This window comes from Delftia sp. WSY_16, assembly GCF_043104415.1.
GTDB classification, from domain to species: Bacteria; Pseudomonadota; Gammaproteobacteria; order Burkholderiales; family Burkholderiaceae_C; genus Comamonas; species Comamonas tsuruhatensis.
Window position 1 is genome coordinate 174,829 of sequence record NZ_JBICKS010000040.1, and the last position, 13,216, is coordinate 188,044.

The following is a 13,216-nucleotide window of genomic DNA, read 5'->3' on the forward strand; positions in this document are numbered from 1 at the left end:
AAGGCGGGCCGGCAAACTGGCGGTCATTGGAGATGCCGCGCATGGGCCTGCGCGCATGCGGGTGCAGAGGGCACCGCTGTCAGATGGCGTGGCTGAACATGGGGCTGGCCAGCATCGCCACCGCAAAGGAGATGGCGCAGATTGCAGACCACAGGAATACGAGGAAGAGGTGGCGCATCGTGCAGCTCTCGGGAGTGTTTGGTGGTTCTTGCCAGTTCAATTGCGGATGCGGTTCAGAATGCGCAGCCCAAGCATTGAAAGGCGTTGCAGCAGAGGCCGTGGCTCCATGCGCAGCAGCAACAGCTGCTGGCCGCCGCGCACGGGAAAGGCTTCCAGCAGGCTGCGGTGGTAGCGGGCATCCGGGTCCGGGTTGAAGCTTTCTGTGGGAACGACTCGATGCATCTTGTATCTCCGTCATGTGATTTCGGAAGCCTTTGGGGAGCGCGGCCTCTGACGGGATCTATTTCAATTGGTTTCGCGGCGTTTCCGTGCGGGTCAAGTTTGTGGCCGCATGTAGGCCGGGTCTGTACGCTGCGTATGTGTTTTGCGCACGCGCTGTGCGGCCTGTCCGCAGGTCTTCACAGGTGTGAGCAGCGCGTCTGCAACGGCTTTGCGGCGGCTGGCAGTCCCTAGAATTCGGGATCCCCATCTCATTTGCCAGGAGTTCCATGTCCTCCGTTCCCACGCTTCAGATCCGGCCCGTTGCACAGGCGGACCATCAGCAATGGCTTCCTCTTTGGCAGGGCTACAACGCCTTTTACGGGCGCGCTGGCGAGACGGCGCTGCCCGAGGACATCACGCAGGCGACCTGGGAGCGCTTTCTCAATCCGCTGGAGCCGGTGTTTGCGCTGGTGGCAGAGAGCGAGGGTGAGCTGGTGGGCCTGGCGCACTACCTGTTCCACCGCAGCACGACGCGGCTGGAGCCCGTGTGCTATTTGCAGGATCTGTTTGCCGATGCAGGCCGGCGCAAGCAGGGCATAGGCAAGTCGCTCATCCGCGCGGTCTACGAGCAGGCATCCCTGGCGGGAGCGCGCCGTGTCTACTGGCAGACGCAGTCTTCCAACGAAGCGGGCCGTGCGCTGTATGACCAGGTGGCCGAGCATCGTGGCTTCATCGTCTACGGGCACGAACTCCAGGGCAGAGCCTGACGCTTTGTTGTCGGGTTGGCGATCCAGAGAAGAAACCTGTTGAAACAGCGGGTGCGCGCAGCCGATGCAGGTCCGCCGGGGGGGCTTGGCAACCCTAGAATCACGCGTTGTCCTTTCGCTGCTTGCGCTGCACCCCCATGTCCAATCTCATCGTCCACGGCGGCACGCCCTTGCGCGGCCGCGTCGTTCCTTCCGCCAACAAGAATGCCGTGTTGCCGATCCTGTGCGCCACGCTATTGACCGATCAGCCGCTGCGGCTGCATGGCGTGCCGGACATCACCGATGTGCGCAAGATCCTGGACATCTTCCGCACGCTGGGCAGCGAGGTGCAGCTGGACGAAACCACACGCACGCTGCAGTTGCATCATCGCGATACGCGCTTTGATGCATCGTCGCATCGCCTGCCGGAGGAGATGCGCTCTTCCATCATGCTGGTGCCGCCGCTGCTGGCGCGCTTTGGCGTGGCGCGGCTGGAGGACAACGTCAAGGGCTGCACGCTGGGCGTGCGTGAGATCGATCCGCACGTGGACATCTTCCGCTCCTTCGGAGGTGAGGTGGAGCGCGCCAGCGGCTCGCTGCTGATCCACAGCGCACAGCCGCTCAAGGCCGTGCGCCACTGGCTGGACTACGCCTCCGTCACGGCGACAGAGAATTTCGTGCTGTGCGCCGTGGCCGCGCAGGGCGAGTCCATGCTGACCAATGCGGCCTGCGAGCCGCATGTGCAGGAGTTCTGCCGCTTCATGGTGATGATGGGCGCCGACATCGACGGCATCGGCACCTCGCGGCTGACGGTGCGTGGCGGCGCACCGCTGAGCGGCGGCGAGTTCACCTTCGAGGAAGACTTCCACGAGATCACCACCTTTCTCGCGCTGGGCGCGATCACGGGCGGCGATGTGGAGGTGCGCAACAGCACGCCGGACAACTTTCCGCTGATCGACCGCACCTTCGCCAAGTTTGGCGTGCAGGTGGAGCACAAGAACGGCTGGTCACGCGCGCTGCGCTCGGGGCCGCTGAAGGTGCAGACGCCGTTCACCAGCAATGTGCTCACCAAGGTCGAGGCTGCGCCGTGGCCGTACTTTCCGGTGGATCTGCTGCCCATCTTCATTGCGCTGGGCGTGCATGCGCAGGGCAATGCGCTGTTCTGGAACAAGATCTACGACGGCGCGCTGGGCTGGACGGGCGAGCTGTCCAAGTTCGGCGCCCATGTGTTTTCTTCGGACCCGCATCGTGTGGTCACCTTCGGCGGCAATCCGCTGACGCCGGCCGTGGTGGAGAGCCCCTACATCATCCGCGTGGCGATTGCGCTGTTCATGGTTGCCAGCAGCATCGAGGGCCGCTCGGAGATCCGCAACGCCACGCCGATCCGCCGGGCGCATCCGCACTTCGTGGAGAACCTGCGCAGTCTGGGCGCTCGGGTGGAGTGGACCAACGAGGAGTGATGGAAAGCGGCGATGCGCAGGCTGCTAGGCCTGCGCCGCCGCATCCGAGAATCTCTTGGCCGCCCTGAGCAGGTAGCTCACGGCATAGAGGATGGGGTCGTCCGTCTCGTCGTCGTTCACGCGGTCAATGATTTCCAGCAGGCCCTGAAGATCGGCGGACATTTGTGGCAGCACGCTGCTGGCCAGGGCCTCCACCGGCTGCTCGGCAGCGGCGCGGTCCGCCTTGAGGTGATAGCCGCGCAGCAGGTCGCGGACACCGATCACCATGGCGCGGCTGGATCTTTCCACATGCATTTCCAGCACGCTCAGCGCTGCGCTGATGTGGCATAGCGCGTCTGTTGCCAGGGTCTCCGGGTCGGGCGGGCTGGCGACGGCCTGCGCAGGATGCACGGAGGCTGGCATGTCTGTGTCCGGCATGGTTCTGTCCTTGCGCAATGTGTCCTGGATTCAGGGCTGGTGGTTCGAGGGCGTGGATGTGGGCTTGCACAGCCCCGGGCGGGTCGTTTCGAGTTTTATGCCAACTTGGAATCATGTCAACTAGGCATGAATCTGAATTTGCATCCGGCAGGTACCATCGCGCAATGCAACGCAAACCCTTTCCCAGCGAAACCCAGGAGCGCTTCATCGTCCGTTTTCCGGATGGCATGCGTGATCGCATCTCGGAAGCGGCAAAGGCCGGCCACCGTTCCATGAATGCAGAAATCGTTGCGCGCATACGGCGCAGCTTCGAATTGGACGAAGCCGGCGATGCCGACCAGGCCGGGGTCGAGCAGGGTGCGGCGGGATTGAGAGAGGAAATTTCGCGCCTGTGCCAGTTGCTGCAAGAGCACAAGGACGCTGCGGCAGGCCTGTTCGAGGCGCACAAGGAAGCGGTGGTGGACGAGGCGCTGAAACGCCTGCGCTCCGAAACAGGCATGGCGGCAGGCCGCGCTCCGGGGAAGAGATGAGGCTGTAGGCCTGAGACCACGCTCATCGTTGCCGAGCGCTGGCGCCTGTCCTTGCGGGGCGCGCTTATCGTTGCGTCGGGTCTGCAAGGATCCATCCCTTTTTTAGAAGCTCTTGCAGCAAAGGACGCAGCTATGAACACGGATCAGATCAAGGGCACGCTCAAGGATGCCGCAGGCAAGGTGCAGCAAAAGGCTGGCGAGTTGATCGACAGCCCCGAACAGCAGGCCAAGGGCATTGCCAAGCAGGTCGAAGGCACGGCTCAGAAAAAGCTGGGCGATGTGAAGGAAGCCCTGAAGGATGCGAAAAAGTAAGGCGCCCACGCTGCCTTGATGACGAACAAGCCCGCCACTCCCTGGCGGGCTTTTCTTTTCAGCGAGTTTTGACGGGCGCAAGCCCGAGCAAGGCGTTCCTTGCTTCCTTTATCAGGCGGTCTGGGGCAGCTTGCGGCCGGGGTCCGCGGCCACGTGCACACGGTCACGGCCTGCCTGCTTGGCGGAGTAGAGCAGGGCGTCGGCGCGCGTCAGCGCATCGGTCAGGGCGGTGTTGGCGGCCACGGGGGCGATGCCGAAGCTGATGGTGATCCGCTGGCCGGCTGCCAGCACATAGCCGTCCGCGCTGAGCTGAGCGCGTATGCGCTCGGCCACGCGCTCGGCCTCCTCGGGCGTGGTGCGCATCAGCAGCAGCACGAATTCCTCGCCGCCAAAGCGTGAGACCAGATCGTCGCTGCGCACATGCTGCTGCAAGGTCCTGGCCACGGCCTGCAGAACGCGGTCGCCACAGTCATGGCCCCAGCTGTCGTTGATGCGCTTGAAGTGGTCTATGTCGCCGATCAGCACGGAAACCGGCGCCATGTGCGAATCGGCCAGGCGCAGCTCGGCGGCCTCCTGGAAGGCGCGACGGTTGAGCAGGTTGGTCAGCGAGTCGTGGTTGCGCTCCTGGCGCAGAGCGGTGAAGACATCGCGCACCGTGCAGGCCAGCAGCATCAGGGTGAACAGCAGAGCAAACGACAGCGTGCTGACCAGAGTCACCAGCCAGTAGGTGGAGCGAGCAATCTCATTGAGGTCGGTGCTGCGCAGGGCCAGCACCAGCAGCGGCCGGGCGGCGGTGTAGCCGGCAAACACCACGTAGGACCAGTAGAGCATTCTCTCCAGCCAATCCTGCGGTGGCCGGCGCCGCAGCATGGCGGGCGCCGGCAGCAACTGCAGCAGGCCCAGGCCTGTGTTGAGCCAATGCACGCGTACCCACAGATCGACCTGGATCCGGCTGTAGTAGTACAGCGCGGCCAGAACCACCGCACCTATGAGCAAACCCAGCACGGGATGGGCCGAGACCCCGTAACGCCCCGCCATGCAGCGCGCAAAGCACCAGGTGCCAAACAGGTACATGGCGCCTGTGTACACGGCCCAATGGTGGAGTTGTTCGGGGGGGGCAATGCTCTGCCATGCAAGCGCCAGGGAAACCAGGGCATAGCCGCCGGCAATCCACAGCAGATAGCGCTGGCGACGCTGCACCAGCCAGCACACGGCCAGCGTGCAACTGAGCAGCAAAATGCTCAGCGGCGCAATCAGTACATAGAGGCGATCGGTATCGAGTGACACATCCACAGCGTGTTATGCACTTGCAGGTGCGAAAGACGGCGGCTGGCAGCTTCCAAGCCCAGGCATTCAATGGCGCGGCAGCCGCAAGCGTCATTGCATTTTGCATCCGATGTCACCGGCGCTTGCCACTGCATATGCACTGTTCCGCGTTGTGCACAGCGGGTGATATCGGGTCTGCCCGCGCGCAGCCTCAAGTTCCCGGTATTTCTGACGAAAAAGCAAGTCATCTTTTCCGGATTGATGGGCCATGTCGATATGGCGGGGCTTTTCACCGGAAGACGGCCGGCGCTAGTGCGCGTGGCCTGTTGTTTCACCTTTCCTCTGTTCAGTTTTTCCGACGAGAGTTCTACGAATGAAATTTGATCAATGGAGCGTGTCCGCCAAGCTTTGGGGCACGCTGGGCGGCTTGTTGGCGATGATGCTTGCGGTATCGCTGTGGGCACAGTTTGCGGCGGCCCGCGCCATGGACCAGGGCATGCAGACGCTGTCCGAATATGAGAACCGCATCGGTCTGGCCATTCAATGGAAGGGCGCAACGGAAACCACGGGCGAGCGGGTGCTGGCCAGCAATGCCTCCACCGATGAGGAATTGACGCGCCTGCTCGACGGCCGGGTCAAGGAAGGCTCTGGCCTGATCACCAAGCTGCAGGCCGAGATCGTCAAGGGTGCCAGCGAGGCCGACAAGGCTGCGCTGGAGCGCATCGCCAGCATCCGTGCCGAGGTGCTGGCGCTGAACAAGCGGGCCCGCGAGATCAAGTTGACGGGCGATGCCGCGGCGTTCCGCGAGTTCGTCCAGCAACAGTACCTGGGTGCCATCGGCCGCTATGTGGACTCGCTGGAAGTCTTCGTGCAGCTGCAGCGCAGCCAGCGCGATGCGGCCATGGAGCAGGCCCAGGCCGCGCGCCAACAGGCCAGTGTGCTGGCCTGGATTGTCCAGGGCGTGGTGCTCCTGGCCGGACTGGCGCTGGCCTTCGTGCTGACGCGTGCCATCACGCGTCCGCTGGAGCGAGCCGTGCAACTGACCGATGCCATTGCGCAGGGCGACCTTACCGTGTCGGCCGAGGACAGCCGCAAGGACGAATTCGGTCATCTGCTGCGCTCGGTCTCGGGCATGGCGGCACGGCTGCGTGGCCTGGTGACGGAGGTGCGTGACAGCGTGCACTCGATCTCCACTGCATCCACCGAGATTGCCGCCGGGAATCACAACCTGTCTTCGCGCACCGAGCAGACGGCGTCGAACCTGGAGGAAACGGCCGCCAGCATGGAGCAACTGACCGCGACCGTGGGCCAGGCCGCCGACACCGCTCGCCAGGCCAATCACCTGGCCGGCAGCGCCGCCCAGGCGGCCGAGCGCGGGGGCGCCGTGGTGGGCCATGTGGTGGCCAGCATGGACCGCATCAGCGACAGCGCACGCCGCATCTCAGACATCATCGGCGTGATCGACTCCATTGCTTTCCAGACCAACATCCTCGCGCTCAATGCCGCCGTGGAAGCGGCCCGCGCGGGTGAGCAGGGCCGTGGCTTCGCTGTCGTGGCTGGCGAAGTGCGGGCCCTGGCCCATCGCAGCGCAGAGGCTGCCAAGGAGATCAAGGGGCTGATCAGCACCTCGGTCGATGCCGCGCAGGAAGGCTCTGCCCAGGTCGCCCAGGCCGGCCAGGTGATGGATGACATCGTGGGCAGCGTGCGCAAGGTCTCGGACATGATTGGCGAGATCACGGCGTCTTCCACCGAGCAGCGCGACGGTATTGGCCAGGTCAACCAGGCCGTCAGCCATCTGGACCAGATGACGCAGCAAAACGCGGCCTTGGTGGAGGAGTCCGCAGCGGCAGCGGCCGCACTGAGCGACCAGGCGCAGCGCCTGTCGGGCATGGTGGCCGTGTTCAAGGTTGGCAACGCTGTGCCAGCCCTGCGATAGCGCGTGCAGAAAAAAAGGACCGCCGGGGGCGGTCCTGTTGCAGAGAAAAGCCGTGGCCCTTGCGGGCCTGCCAGGGTAAGTCAGTGAGAGGGGAGGGAGGAGATAGTCTCCCTGGCTCGGCTGGAAAATGGTTCGTGGTGGTGGCGGATTGCTCCAGTGGCCGTTGGTGCCTTGCCGTTGCGTGACGGGATGCCCATGGCTTGCGGGTGCTGCAATGAAGTGGGCATCATGATTTTGGAGAGTGCAGGTGTAGGACAGTTCCCTGTGCGATACCTGCTGTTTCCCTTGTTGTGATTGCTTGGGTACCGAAACATGCAGGCACCTCTCGGCTCACACATCAGCACTACATTGAAGAATTTGTAACTTCTGGGCAATAGGGTTAACCCCTTGCTTCTGGCAACAAAAAGCCCGCACTTGGCGGGCTCTGTCGCAACTTCGTGGCTGCCGGAGGGCGTGGCAGGCCGCATCTCATATGGCGAAGGGAGTGCGGTCCTTGCCTTCAATCCAGCGGGGCTGCTTGCCGCGGCCGGTCCAGGTCGCACCGGTGGCGGGATCGCGGTACTTGGGAACGCCGACCACGCGGAAACCAGCGCCAGTCTTGGCTTTGGACGAGGGAAAGACATCGGCCTCGGTCAATCCGTATTGGTCGATGATGGTGCGCACCTGGGCAATGGCTCCGGACTTTTCGGTCTTGAGCACTTCGGCGATCTGGGCTTCGAGCTGGGCTTTCTGCTGCAGCAGTGTCTTGTAGTCTGTGGTCATGTATATCAATGAATGTTGATCTGCCAATATAAAGGAATCCGGGAGAGCTTTTGGCAAAGTGAGCCTACACTGCCGCGCAACACCCGGATGACGACAGGCGTATTGTCAGAGAGCCTGTTTGAGAACAGGTTCCCATGTTGCCTGAGTCTAGGCGAGTCTGACGCTGATTTTTGTGGCGTATGGAAACCGGGTCATCGCATCTGCCACCGCTGCGCAGGTGCTGGGAAACAGGGCCGTGTAGCAGGCGCCGGCCACTTTGATGATGCATCGCTTCATGTTTCTCTCCCCTTGAATGACAGGTCTGCCTGCTTATCGGCATCTTTGCATCAAGATGAAACATTTTGTATCCTGCTCCCTGCCGATCCTGGTCAGGGGCCTTCATGGATCCATGGCAGTCCAGGAAGGGCAAGAAAAGGCCGCATGGTGCACCCCAAAAATATGAGGGAGGGAAAAACACAGGGTGCGCGGCGCAAACGGCAGGACCCTGGTGCAAGGCCCTGGCGTTTGCGACAAAAAGATCCCGCCTGCAGGGCGGGAAATGTCTGTGTTACAAATTGACACTATAGCATGCATCCGTCCAGGATGTGACGATAACTTGCAAAAACCTGACGACTCAGGCCCCGGTGGCGTTGCGAGCAAAGCGCTGCTTGCTCGAAGGGGGCAGCGGATCACCTGCAGCCAGGAAGCGTGCAATTGCAAGGGCAAGTACGCACTCTTTGAGCTCTGGCGGCCGGTGTGTCTCGGATAGGCTCGGTGGGCATCCACAGCCCTCGTTTTTGCCTTTACTACGCATCATGTTTCAAACACTTCGTGCCCGCCTGATCCTCATCTGCGTGGCAATCACAGTGGCCGCGCTGTTCGCGCTGTCCATGGCCACCTTCTGGACGGCGCGCGGCAGCACGCTGTCCGGCATCGACGAAAACATCGGCCAGCTCACGCAGGCCCATGCAGTCGCATTGACCGACTGGGTCCAGGACAAGCAGCGCATCACCGGCTCGCTGAAAACGGCGGTGCAACAGCCTGACCCGATTCCTTTCCTGCTGGCAGGCCAGCAGGCCGGCGGCTTCGATGACGCCTACTTCGTGCATGCGGACAAGCGTGCCGTGTTCACCCATCCCATGCCGGAGAACTACGACGGCACCCAGCGCGACTGGTTCAAGCAGGCCGTGCGGGAAGGCCGTCCGGGCGTCACGCCGGCCTACGTGGACGCCAGCACGGGTGAGCTGACGATCAGCTTTGTCGATCCGGTCGGGGCCTCGGGCGCGATCACGGCCGTCGTCGGCACCGATGTGCGGCTGGCGGCCATGTCCAGGAAAGTGGCGGCCATACGCCCCCAGGAAAAGAGCTTCGCCTTTCTGATGGACGGCGAAGGCCGTCTGCTGGCCTACGCCAGGCCCGAGCTGGCGCTCAAGCCCGCTTCGGCGATTGCACCGGAGCTCGATGCGGCCCTGATCAAGCGCCTGGCCGAGCAGGGCGGACGTGCCGACCTGGTGCTCGATGGAGAGCGGCAGATGGTCTATGCCGCCAAGGTGGAGGGCACGCCCTGGACGCTGGCCGTGGTGATCGACCGCGCACAGGCCACGCATTCCGTAAGCGCGCTGCTGCAGGTGGCCGCCTTCATCACCGCGCTTTCCGTGCTGGGTACGGCCGTGCTGTTGACCGTGGTGCTGCGCCGGATGCTCATGCGCCTGGCCGTGGCGCGCGATGCCTTACAGGACATTGCTTCCGGCGAGGGCGATCTGACCCGCCGCCTCACGGCGGCAGGCCGGGACGAACTGGCGCAGATCGGCCAGTCCTTCAATCAGTTCGTGGACAAGATCGCCACGGTGCTGCTGCGCATTCGCGAATCGTCGGAATCGGTGCGCATGGCGTCGGCCGAGATCGCGGGCGGCAACCAGGACCTGTCGTCACGCACCGAGCAGCAGGCCAGCTCGCTGGAGCAGACGGCAGCCGCCATGGAGCAGATCACGGCAACCGTGCAGCAAAACGCGGCCAATGCCCGCCAGGCCAGCGAGCTGGCCACCAGCGCCTCGCAGATCGCCACGCAGGGCGGTGAGGCCGTGGGCCAGGTGGTGCAGACCATGGGTGGCATCGAGGCGTCGGCACGCAAGATCGAAAGCATCATCGGCGTGATCGACTCCATCGCCTTCCAGACCAACATCCTCGCGCTCAATGCTGCCGTCGAAGCGGCCCGTGCCGGCGAGCAGGGCCGTGGCTTTGCGGTGGTCGCCAGCGAGGTGCGCACGCTGGCCCAGCGCAGCGCCACGGCGGCGCGGGAGATCAAGGCGCTGATCGACGATTCCGTGGGCCAGATCGACACGGGCAGCCGGCTGGTGCGCAATGCGGGCACCACCATCGACCAGGCCGTGGACGGCGTGCGCAAGCTCAGCACGCTGGTGGCCGAGATCAGCAACGCCAGCCAGGAGCAAAGCCGTGGCATTGCCGAGGTGGGTAGCGCCATTGGACAGATGGACCAGGTCACGCAGCAGAACGCCGCCCTGGTGGAAGAGGTCACGGCGGCTGCGCAATCGCTGCAGCAACAGGCCGTGCAGCTGGCCCAGGCCGTGGCGGGCTTCAAGCTCGACGAAGGAAACGGCGCCCGCCGCCTGCGCTGAGCGCGGGCAAAACGCCGAGGCGGCGCCTGGTGTCAGGCCGCCTTGGCGCCCCCGGAATGCTCGCAGGCAAAGGCCGGTGTACCGGCCTCGTCCGGCCGCTCGCCAGCCACGAAATACCGGTCCCGGCCGCTGGCCTTGGCCTGGTACAGCGCCGTGTCGGCCGTGCGCAGCAAGGCGCTCAAACCCAGCGGAGGCTGGGCCATGTTCGTGCAGGCGATGCCAATGCTCAGCGTGGGGCAGATGGTTGCGCCATCGCTTGTCTCGATGTGGATTTCGCGCGTGGCTTCGCACAGCCGCTGGGCCACGGCGCTGGCCGTGGCGCAGTCGGCGCCAGGCAGCAGCACGGCGAATTCCTCGCCGCCCAGGCGGCCTATGAGTTCATGCGGGCGCAGCGCCTGCGACAGGCGGGCCGAGACTTCCTGCAGCACCCGGTCGCCAGCGGCATGGCCGTGGCGGTCGTTGGTGTGCTTGAAGTGATCCAGGTCCAGCATCAGCATGGCGCCCGACTGGTGCTCGCGCTGCAGGCGCTCCAGCGTGCGCTGAGCGCGCTCCAGAAAGCTGGTGCGTGCCAGCAGGCCGGTCAGCGCATCGTGGTTCACTGCATGGCGCAGTTTGCTGAGCATGTCCTTGAAGGCCATGAGCGTGCAGGCCACGGCCAGCGGGCCTATGGACAGCATGGCCAGGCCCAGGCGGAACGAGAACGTGGTCTCCAGTTCGGAACTGGGCGAGGTGAGCAGTACATCTGAAAATGTGGCCAGCTTGATGGCACAGCTGGCGAGGTTGAGCAGGGCGACCACGAACAGCCGGTAGCGCATGGCACACAGCAGCATGGCCGGCATGCTCAGGGACAGCGCGCCCGGCCCGCCCAGGTAGATGGCAATGGCCTCGGAGATCACCAGGGCCAACAGCGGCAGCAGGGCCTGCACGATCTGCCTGAACGGCTGGCCACGCCAGGACAGCGGCTCCAGGCTTGCGGGAAAGCTCAACAGAACGGGCAGCAACAGGGTCATGTGCATCAGCTCGCTGCTGAACCACATGGCCATCATGGGCTGCCAGGGCCAATGCATCAGCTGGTGCATGCCCACCGAGCCCAGCACGGCGCCGACCACGCTCACAAGCAGGCTGCACATCACCAGGTGCAGCACCGATGAGGGGGAGCGCATCTGCCGCACCCGCAGCGGCAGGCGCCGCATCATCACCCAGCCGCAGGCCACGGCTGCCAGATCGGCGAAAGTCAGCCACAGGGTCTGGTCAAGCGGGCTGCCCGACAACCATTCGGCCAACGCCATGGCCACGGCGGCCGCCGTCCAGCAGTGTCTATGGCTGTAGGCGGGGCTGCGCAGCATCCAGCCCAGGAGCAGGGCGTTGGACAGCCACAGAGATGACAGATGCCCCGGAGAGCGCAGGCCCAGCGCCACGGCCGAGCACAGAAACAGCACCCCGCCCAGCACAAAGCTGTCCCGCCAGGGCGTTGCAGCTTGTGAAATCCACGGATCTCCAGATACGGCGCGATATGACATATGTCTCCCCTGTGGAGACTGAATGGAGGCACCGGACACTGCGCGCGTTCGTCGGGCATGCCGGGCATGCCCTTGTCATGGGGAACGAGCGGTCCGGCGGGCAGCGGGAAATCGGAAAACCCTCCTTTGGCGTGCTGCGGCAAGCCGCGTAACTGCGGGCAGGCCATGCGTCGGAAGCCGACGGATGCGGGGTAACTTGAGTTCACAAAATTTACGCCTGCGGGGCCAATCTAGCGGAAATGCATGTATTTGCAAGTACTGATCCATCATGCGTGCTGCGCCTTCCCAAGCGGTTTGCCGTGTTCCGTCGAGCCCGGCCAGTACGGCCGCAGGCGGCAGCCCTACCCGCGGAGCAGCGTCGCCAAAGGAAGGATGGGATGCATGCTAAGTATTTATGCGAGGTCCCAGCCGGGTGACATGCAGCGGCGGAGCATCGGGGTGTGTCGGGGGATTTGTAATTAGTTACTTTTGTTTCTGATAGCCATTACTCTTGCCTGGTGGTGCCCATGTGCCGTCGCTGCTGGGCGATGCGGGATGGGGATGCACTCCAGATGCGGCGGTTTCGGATGAAACGAGGATCTTGTTGATGAAAGCGACGATTTGCAGCGCATAGAATTGCCGGATTGGTGGATATATCTGCCGAAATGTTGAACACGTCCGAGCCGCCGCCATAGGCTCTTGCCGTTGACGTCCAGGGAGCTGCATGGAATACCGTCTTGATGAAACCGACCGCCAACTGCTGCGCCTGCTGCAGACCAATGCGCGGGCTTCCACCGCGCATCTGGCCCGGCAGATGAATCTGGCGCGCACGACGGTGGTGGCCCGCATTGCCCGGCTGGAGCAGGAAGGCGTGATCGCCGGATACGGCGTTCGCCTGGGTGCGCGCGTGGAGCAGTCTGCGGTGCGCGCGTACTGCGGCATTCGCGTGCAGCCCAAGACGGCCACTTCAGTAATGCAGGCACTCAACCGTTTCACCGAGGTCGAGGAGGTCTCCGCCGTCAGCGGCCAGTACGACTACATGGTGTTCGTGCGCTGCGAGAGCAACGAAAAGCTCGACGCGCTGCTGGACCGCATAGGCCTGATCGACGGCATACAGCAGACCTATACCTCGGTGGTGCTCAGCCGCAAGATCGACCGGCGCATGACGGCGGCGCTGAGCCAGCTGGCTGAATCTGCCGCCTGAGTCTTCTGCCCGTGCCGGCCGATGGAGAGCCGGGTGGCTGTCCGCATCGACTGTCGGGCATCAGACATTTCCTAGTGAAACTGCCGGG

Annotated in this window: 12 protein-coding genes; 7 read left to right on the top strand and 5 right to left on the bottom strand. The window is 63.9% G+C overall.

Annotation, left to right across the window (positions count from 1 at the left end; all coding sequences use genetic code 11):
• Positions 1-216: 216 nt before the first annotated feature.
• On the bottom strand, positions 217-402 hold the full coding sequence (locus tag ACF8O7_RS20535; RefSeq protein ID WP_016446831.1) for a hypothetical protein: 186 nt from the start codon (positions 400-402) through the stop codon (positions 217-219).
• Positions 403-668: 266 nt separating this feature from the next.
• Here ACF8O7_RS20535 and ACF8O7_RS20540 point away from each other — a divergent pair, with 266 nt between their 5' ends.
• On the top strand, positions 669-1,148 hold the full coding sequence (locus tag ACF8O7_RS20540; protein WP_074923362.1) for a GNAT family N-acetyltransferase: 480 nt from the start codon (positions 669-671) through the stop codon (positions 1,146-1,148).
• A gap of 137 nt (positions 1,149-1,285) precedes the next feature.
• On the top strand, positions 1,286-2,587 hold the full coding sequence (locus ACF8O7_RS20545) for a UDP-N-acetylglucosamine 1-carboxyvinyltransferase (RefSeq protein ID WP_016454857.1): 1,302 nt from the start codon (positions 1,286-1,288) through the stop codon (positions 2,585-2,587).
• A gap of 24 nt (positions 2,588-2,611) precedes the next feature.
• On the opposite strand, the gene ACF8O7_RS20550 is transcribed toward ACF8O7_RS20545, so the two are convergent.
• Complete coding sequence (locus ACF8O7_RS20550; RefSeq protein WP_061287565.1) at positions 2,612-3,004, bottom strand: hypothetical protein; 393 nt, start codon at positions 3,002-3,004, stop codon at positions 2,612-2,614.
• A gap of 164 nt (positions 3,005-3,168) precedes the next feature.
• Here ACF8O7_RS20550 and ACF8O7_RS20555 point away from each other — a divergent pair, with 164 nt between their 5' ends.
• Positions 3,169-3,534: an Arc family DNA-binding protein gene (locus tag ACF8O7_RS20555; RefSeq protein WP_016446835.1), complete on the top strand. Its 366-nt coding sequence runs from the start codon at positions 3,169-3,171 to the stop codon at positions 3,532-3,534.
• Positions 3,535-3,666: 132 nt separating this feature from the next.
• A complete protein-coding gene (locus ACF8O7_RS20560; RefSeq protein WP_016446836.1) occupies positions 3,667-3,846 on the top strand; it encodes a CsbD family protein in 180 nt (59 codons plus the stop codon).
• 111 nt (positions 3,847-3,957) lie between these two features.
• Here the strand turns inward: ACF8O7_RS20560 and ACF8O7_RS20565 are convergent, their stop codons facing one another.
• Positions 3,958-5,133: a GGDEF domain-containing protein gene (locus tag ACF8O7_RS20565; protein WP_322735611.1), complete on the bottom strand. Its 1,176-nt coding sequence runs from the start codon at positions 5,131-5,133 to the stop codon at positions 3,958-3,960.
• A 352-nt stretch (positions 5,134-5,485) separates the two neighbouring features.
• On the opposite strand from ACF8O7_RS20565, the gene ACF8O7_RS20570 reads away from it, so the two are divergent.
• Complete coding sequence (locus ACF8O7_RS20570) at positions 5,486-7,048, top strand: methyl-accepting chemotaxis protein (protein ID WP_016446838.1); 1,563 nt, start codon at positions 5,486-5,488, stop codon at positions 7,046-7,048.
• 468 nt (positions 7,049-7,516) lie between these two features.
• On the opposite strand, the gene ACF8O7_RS20575 is transcribed toward ACF8O7_RS20570, so the two are convergent.
• The gene (locus ACF8O7_RS20575; protein WP_016446839.1) at positions 7,517-7,810 is read right to left on the bottom strand and encodes an H-NS family nucleoid-associated regulatory protein; all 294 of its coding nucleotides are present in this window, start codon (positions 7,808-7,810) and stop codon (positions 7,517-7,519) included.
• Positions 7,811-8,604: 794 nt separating this feature from the next.
• Here ACF8O7_RS20575 and ACF8O7_RS20580 point away from each other — a divergent pair.
• Positions 8,605-10,425 carry a methyl-accepting chemotaxis protein gene (locus ACF8O7_RS20580; protein ID WP_126312746.1) on the top strand — a complete coding sequence of 607 codons (1,821 nt, stop codon included), beginning with the start codon at positions 8,605-8,607 and terminating at the stop codon, positions 10,423-10,425.
• Positions 10,426-10,457: 32 nt separating this feature from the next.
• Here ACF8O7_RS20580 and ACF8O7_RS20585 read toward each other — a convergent pair whose 3' ends face one another.
• On the bottom strand, positions 10,458-11,945 hold the full coding sequence (locus tag ACF8O7_RS20585) for a diguanylate cyclase (protein WP_275823784.1): 1,488 nt from the start codon (positions 11,943-11,945) through the stop codon (positions 10,458-10,460).
• A gap of 703 nt (positions 11,946-12,648) precedes the next feature.
• Between ACF8O7_RS20585 and ACF8O7_RS20590 the strand changes: the two genes are divergently transcribed.
• Positions 12,649-13,128 (top strand): Lrp/AsnC family transcriptional regulator, encoded by a 480-nt coding sequence (locus ACF8O7_RS20590; protein ID WP_016446843.1) that lies wholly within the window; start codon positions 12,649-12,651, stop codon positions 13,126-13,128.
• The last annotated feature ends 88 nt before the right edge of the window (positions 13,129-13,216 follow it).

Coding starts and splice junctions, on each gene's coding strand:
- ACF8O7_RS20535 (WP_016446831.1), bottom strand. CDS start 402: ATGCATCGAGTCGTTCCCACAGAAAGCTTCAACCCGGACCCGGATGCC.
- ACF8O7_RS20540 (WP_074923362.1), top strand. CDS start 669: ATGTCCTCCGTTCCCACGCTTCAGATCCGGCCCGTTGCACAGGCGGAC.
- ACF8O7_RS20545 (WP_016454857.1), top strand. CDS start 1,286: ATGTCCAATCTCATCGTCCACGGCGGCACGCCCTTGCGCGGCCGCGTC.
- ACF8O7_RS20550 (WP_061287565.1), bottom strand. CDS start 3,004: ATGCCGGACACAGACATGCCAGCCTCCGTGCATCCTGCGCAGGCCGTC.
- ACF8O7_RS20555 (WP_016446835.1), top strand. CDS start 3,169: ATGCAACGCAAACCCTTTCCCAGCGAAACCCAGGAGCGCTTCATCGTC.
- ACF8O7_RS20560 (WP_016446836.1), top strand. CDS start 3,667: ATGAACACGGATCAGATCAAGGGCACGCTCAAGGATGCCGCAGGCAAG.
- ACF8O7_RS20570 (WP_016446838.1), top strand. CDS start 5,486: ATGAAATTTGATCAATGGAGCGTGTCCGCCAAGCTTTGGGGCACGCTG.
- ACF8O7_RS20575 (WP_016446839.1), bottom strand. CDS start 7,810: ATGACCACAGACTACAAGACACTGCTGCAGCAGAAAGCCCAGCTCGAA.
- ACF8O7_RS20580 (WP_126312746.1), top strand. CDS start 8,605: ATGTTTCAAACACTTCGTGCCCGCCTGATCCTCATCTGCGTGGCAATC.
- ACF8O7_RS20585 (WP_275823784.1), bottom strand. CDS start 11,945: ATGTCATATCGCGCCGTATCTGGAGATCCGTGGATTTCACAAGCTGCA.
- ACF8O7_RS20590 (WP_016446843.1), top strand. CDS start 12,649: ATGGAATACCGTCTTGATGAAACCGACCGCCAACTGCTGCGCCTGCTG.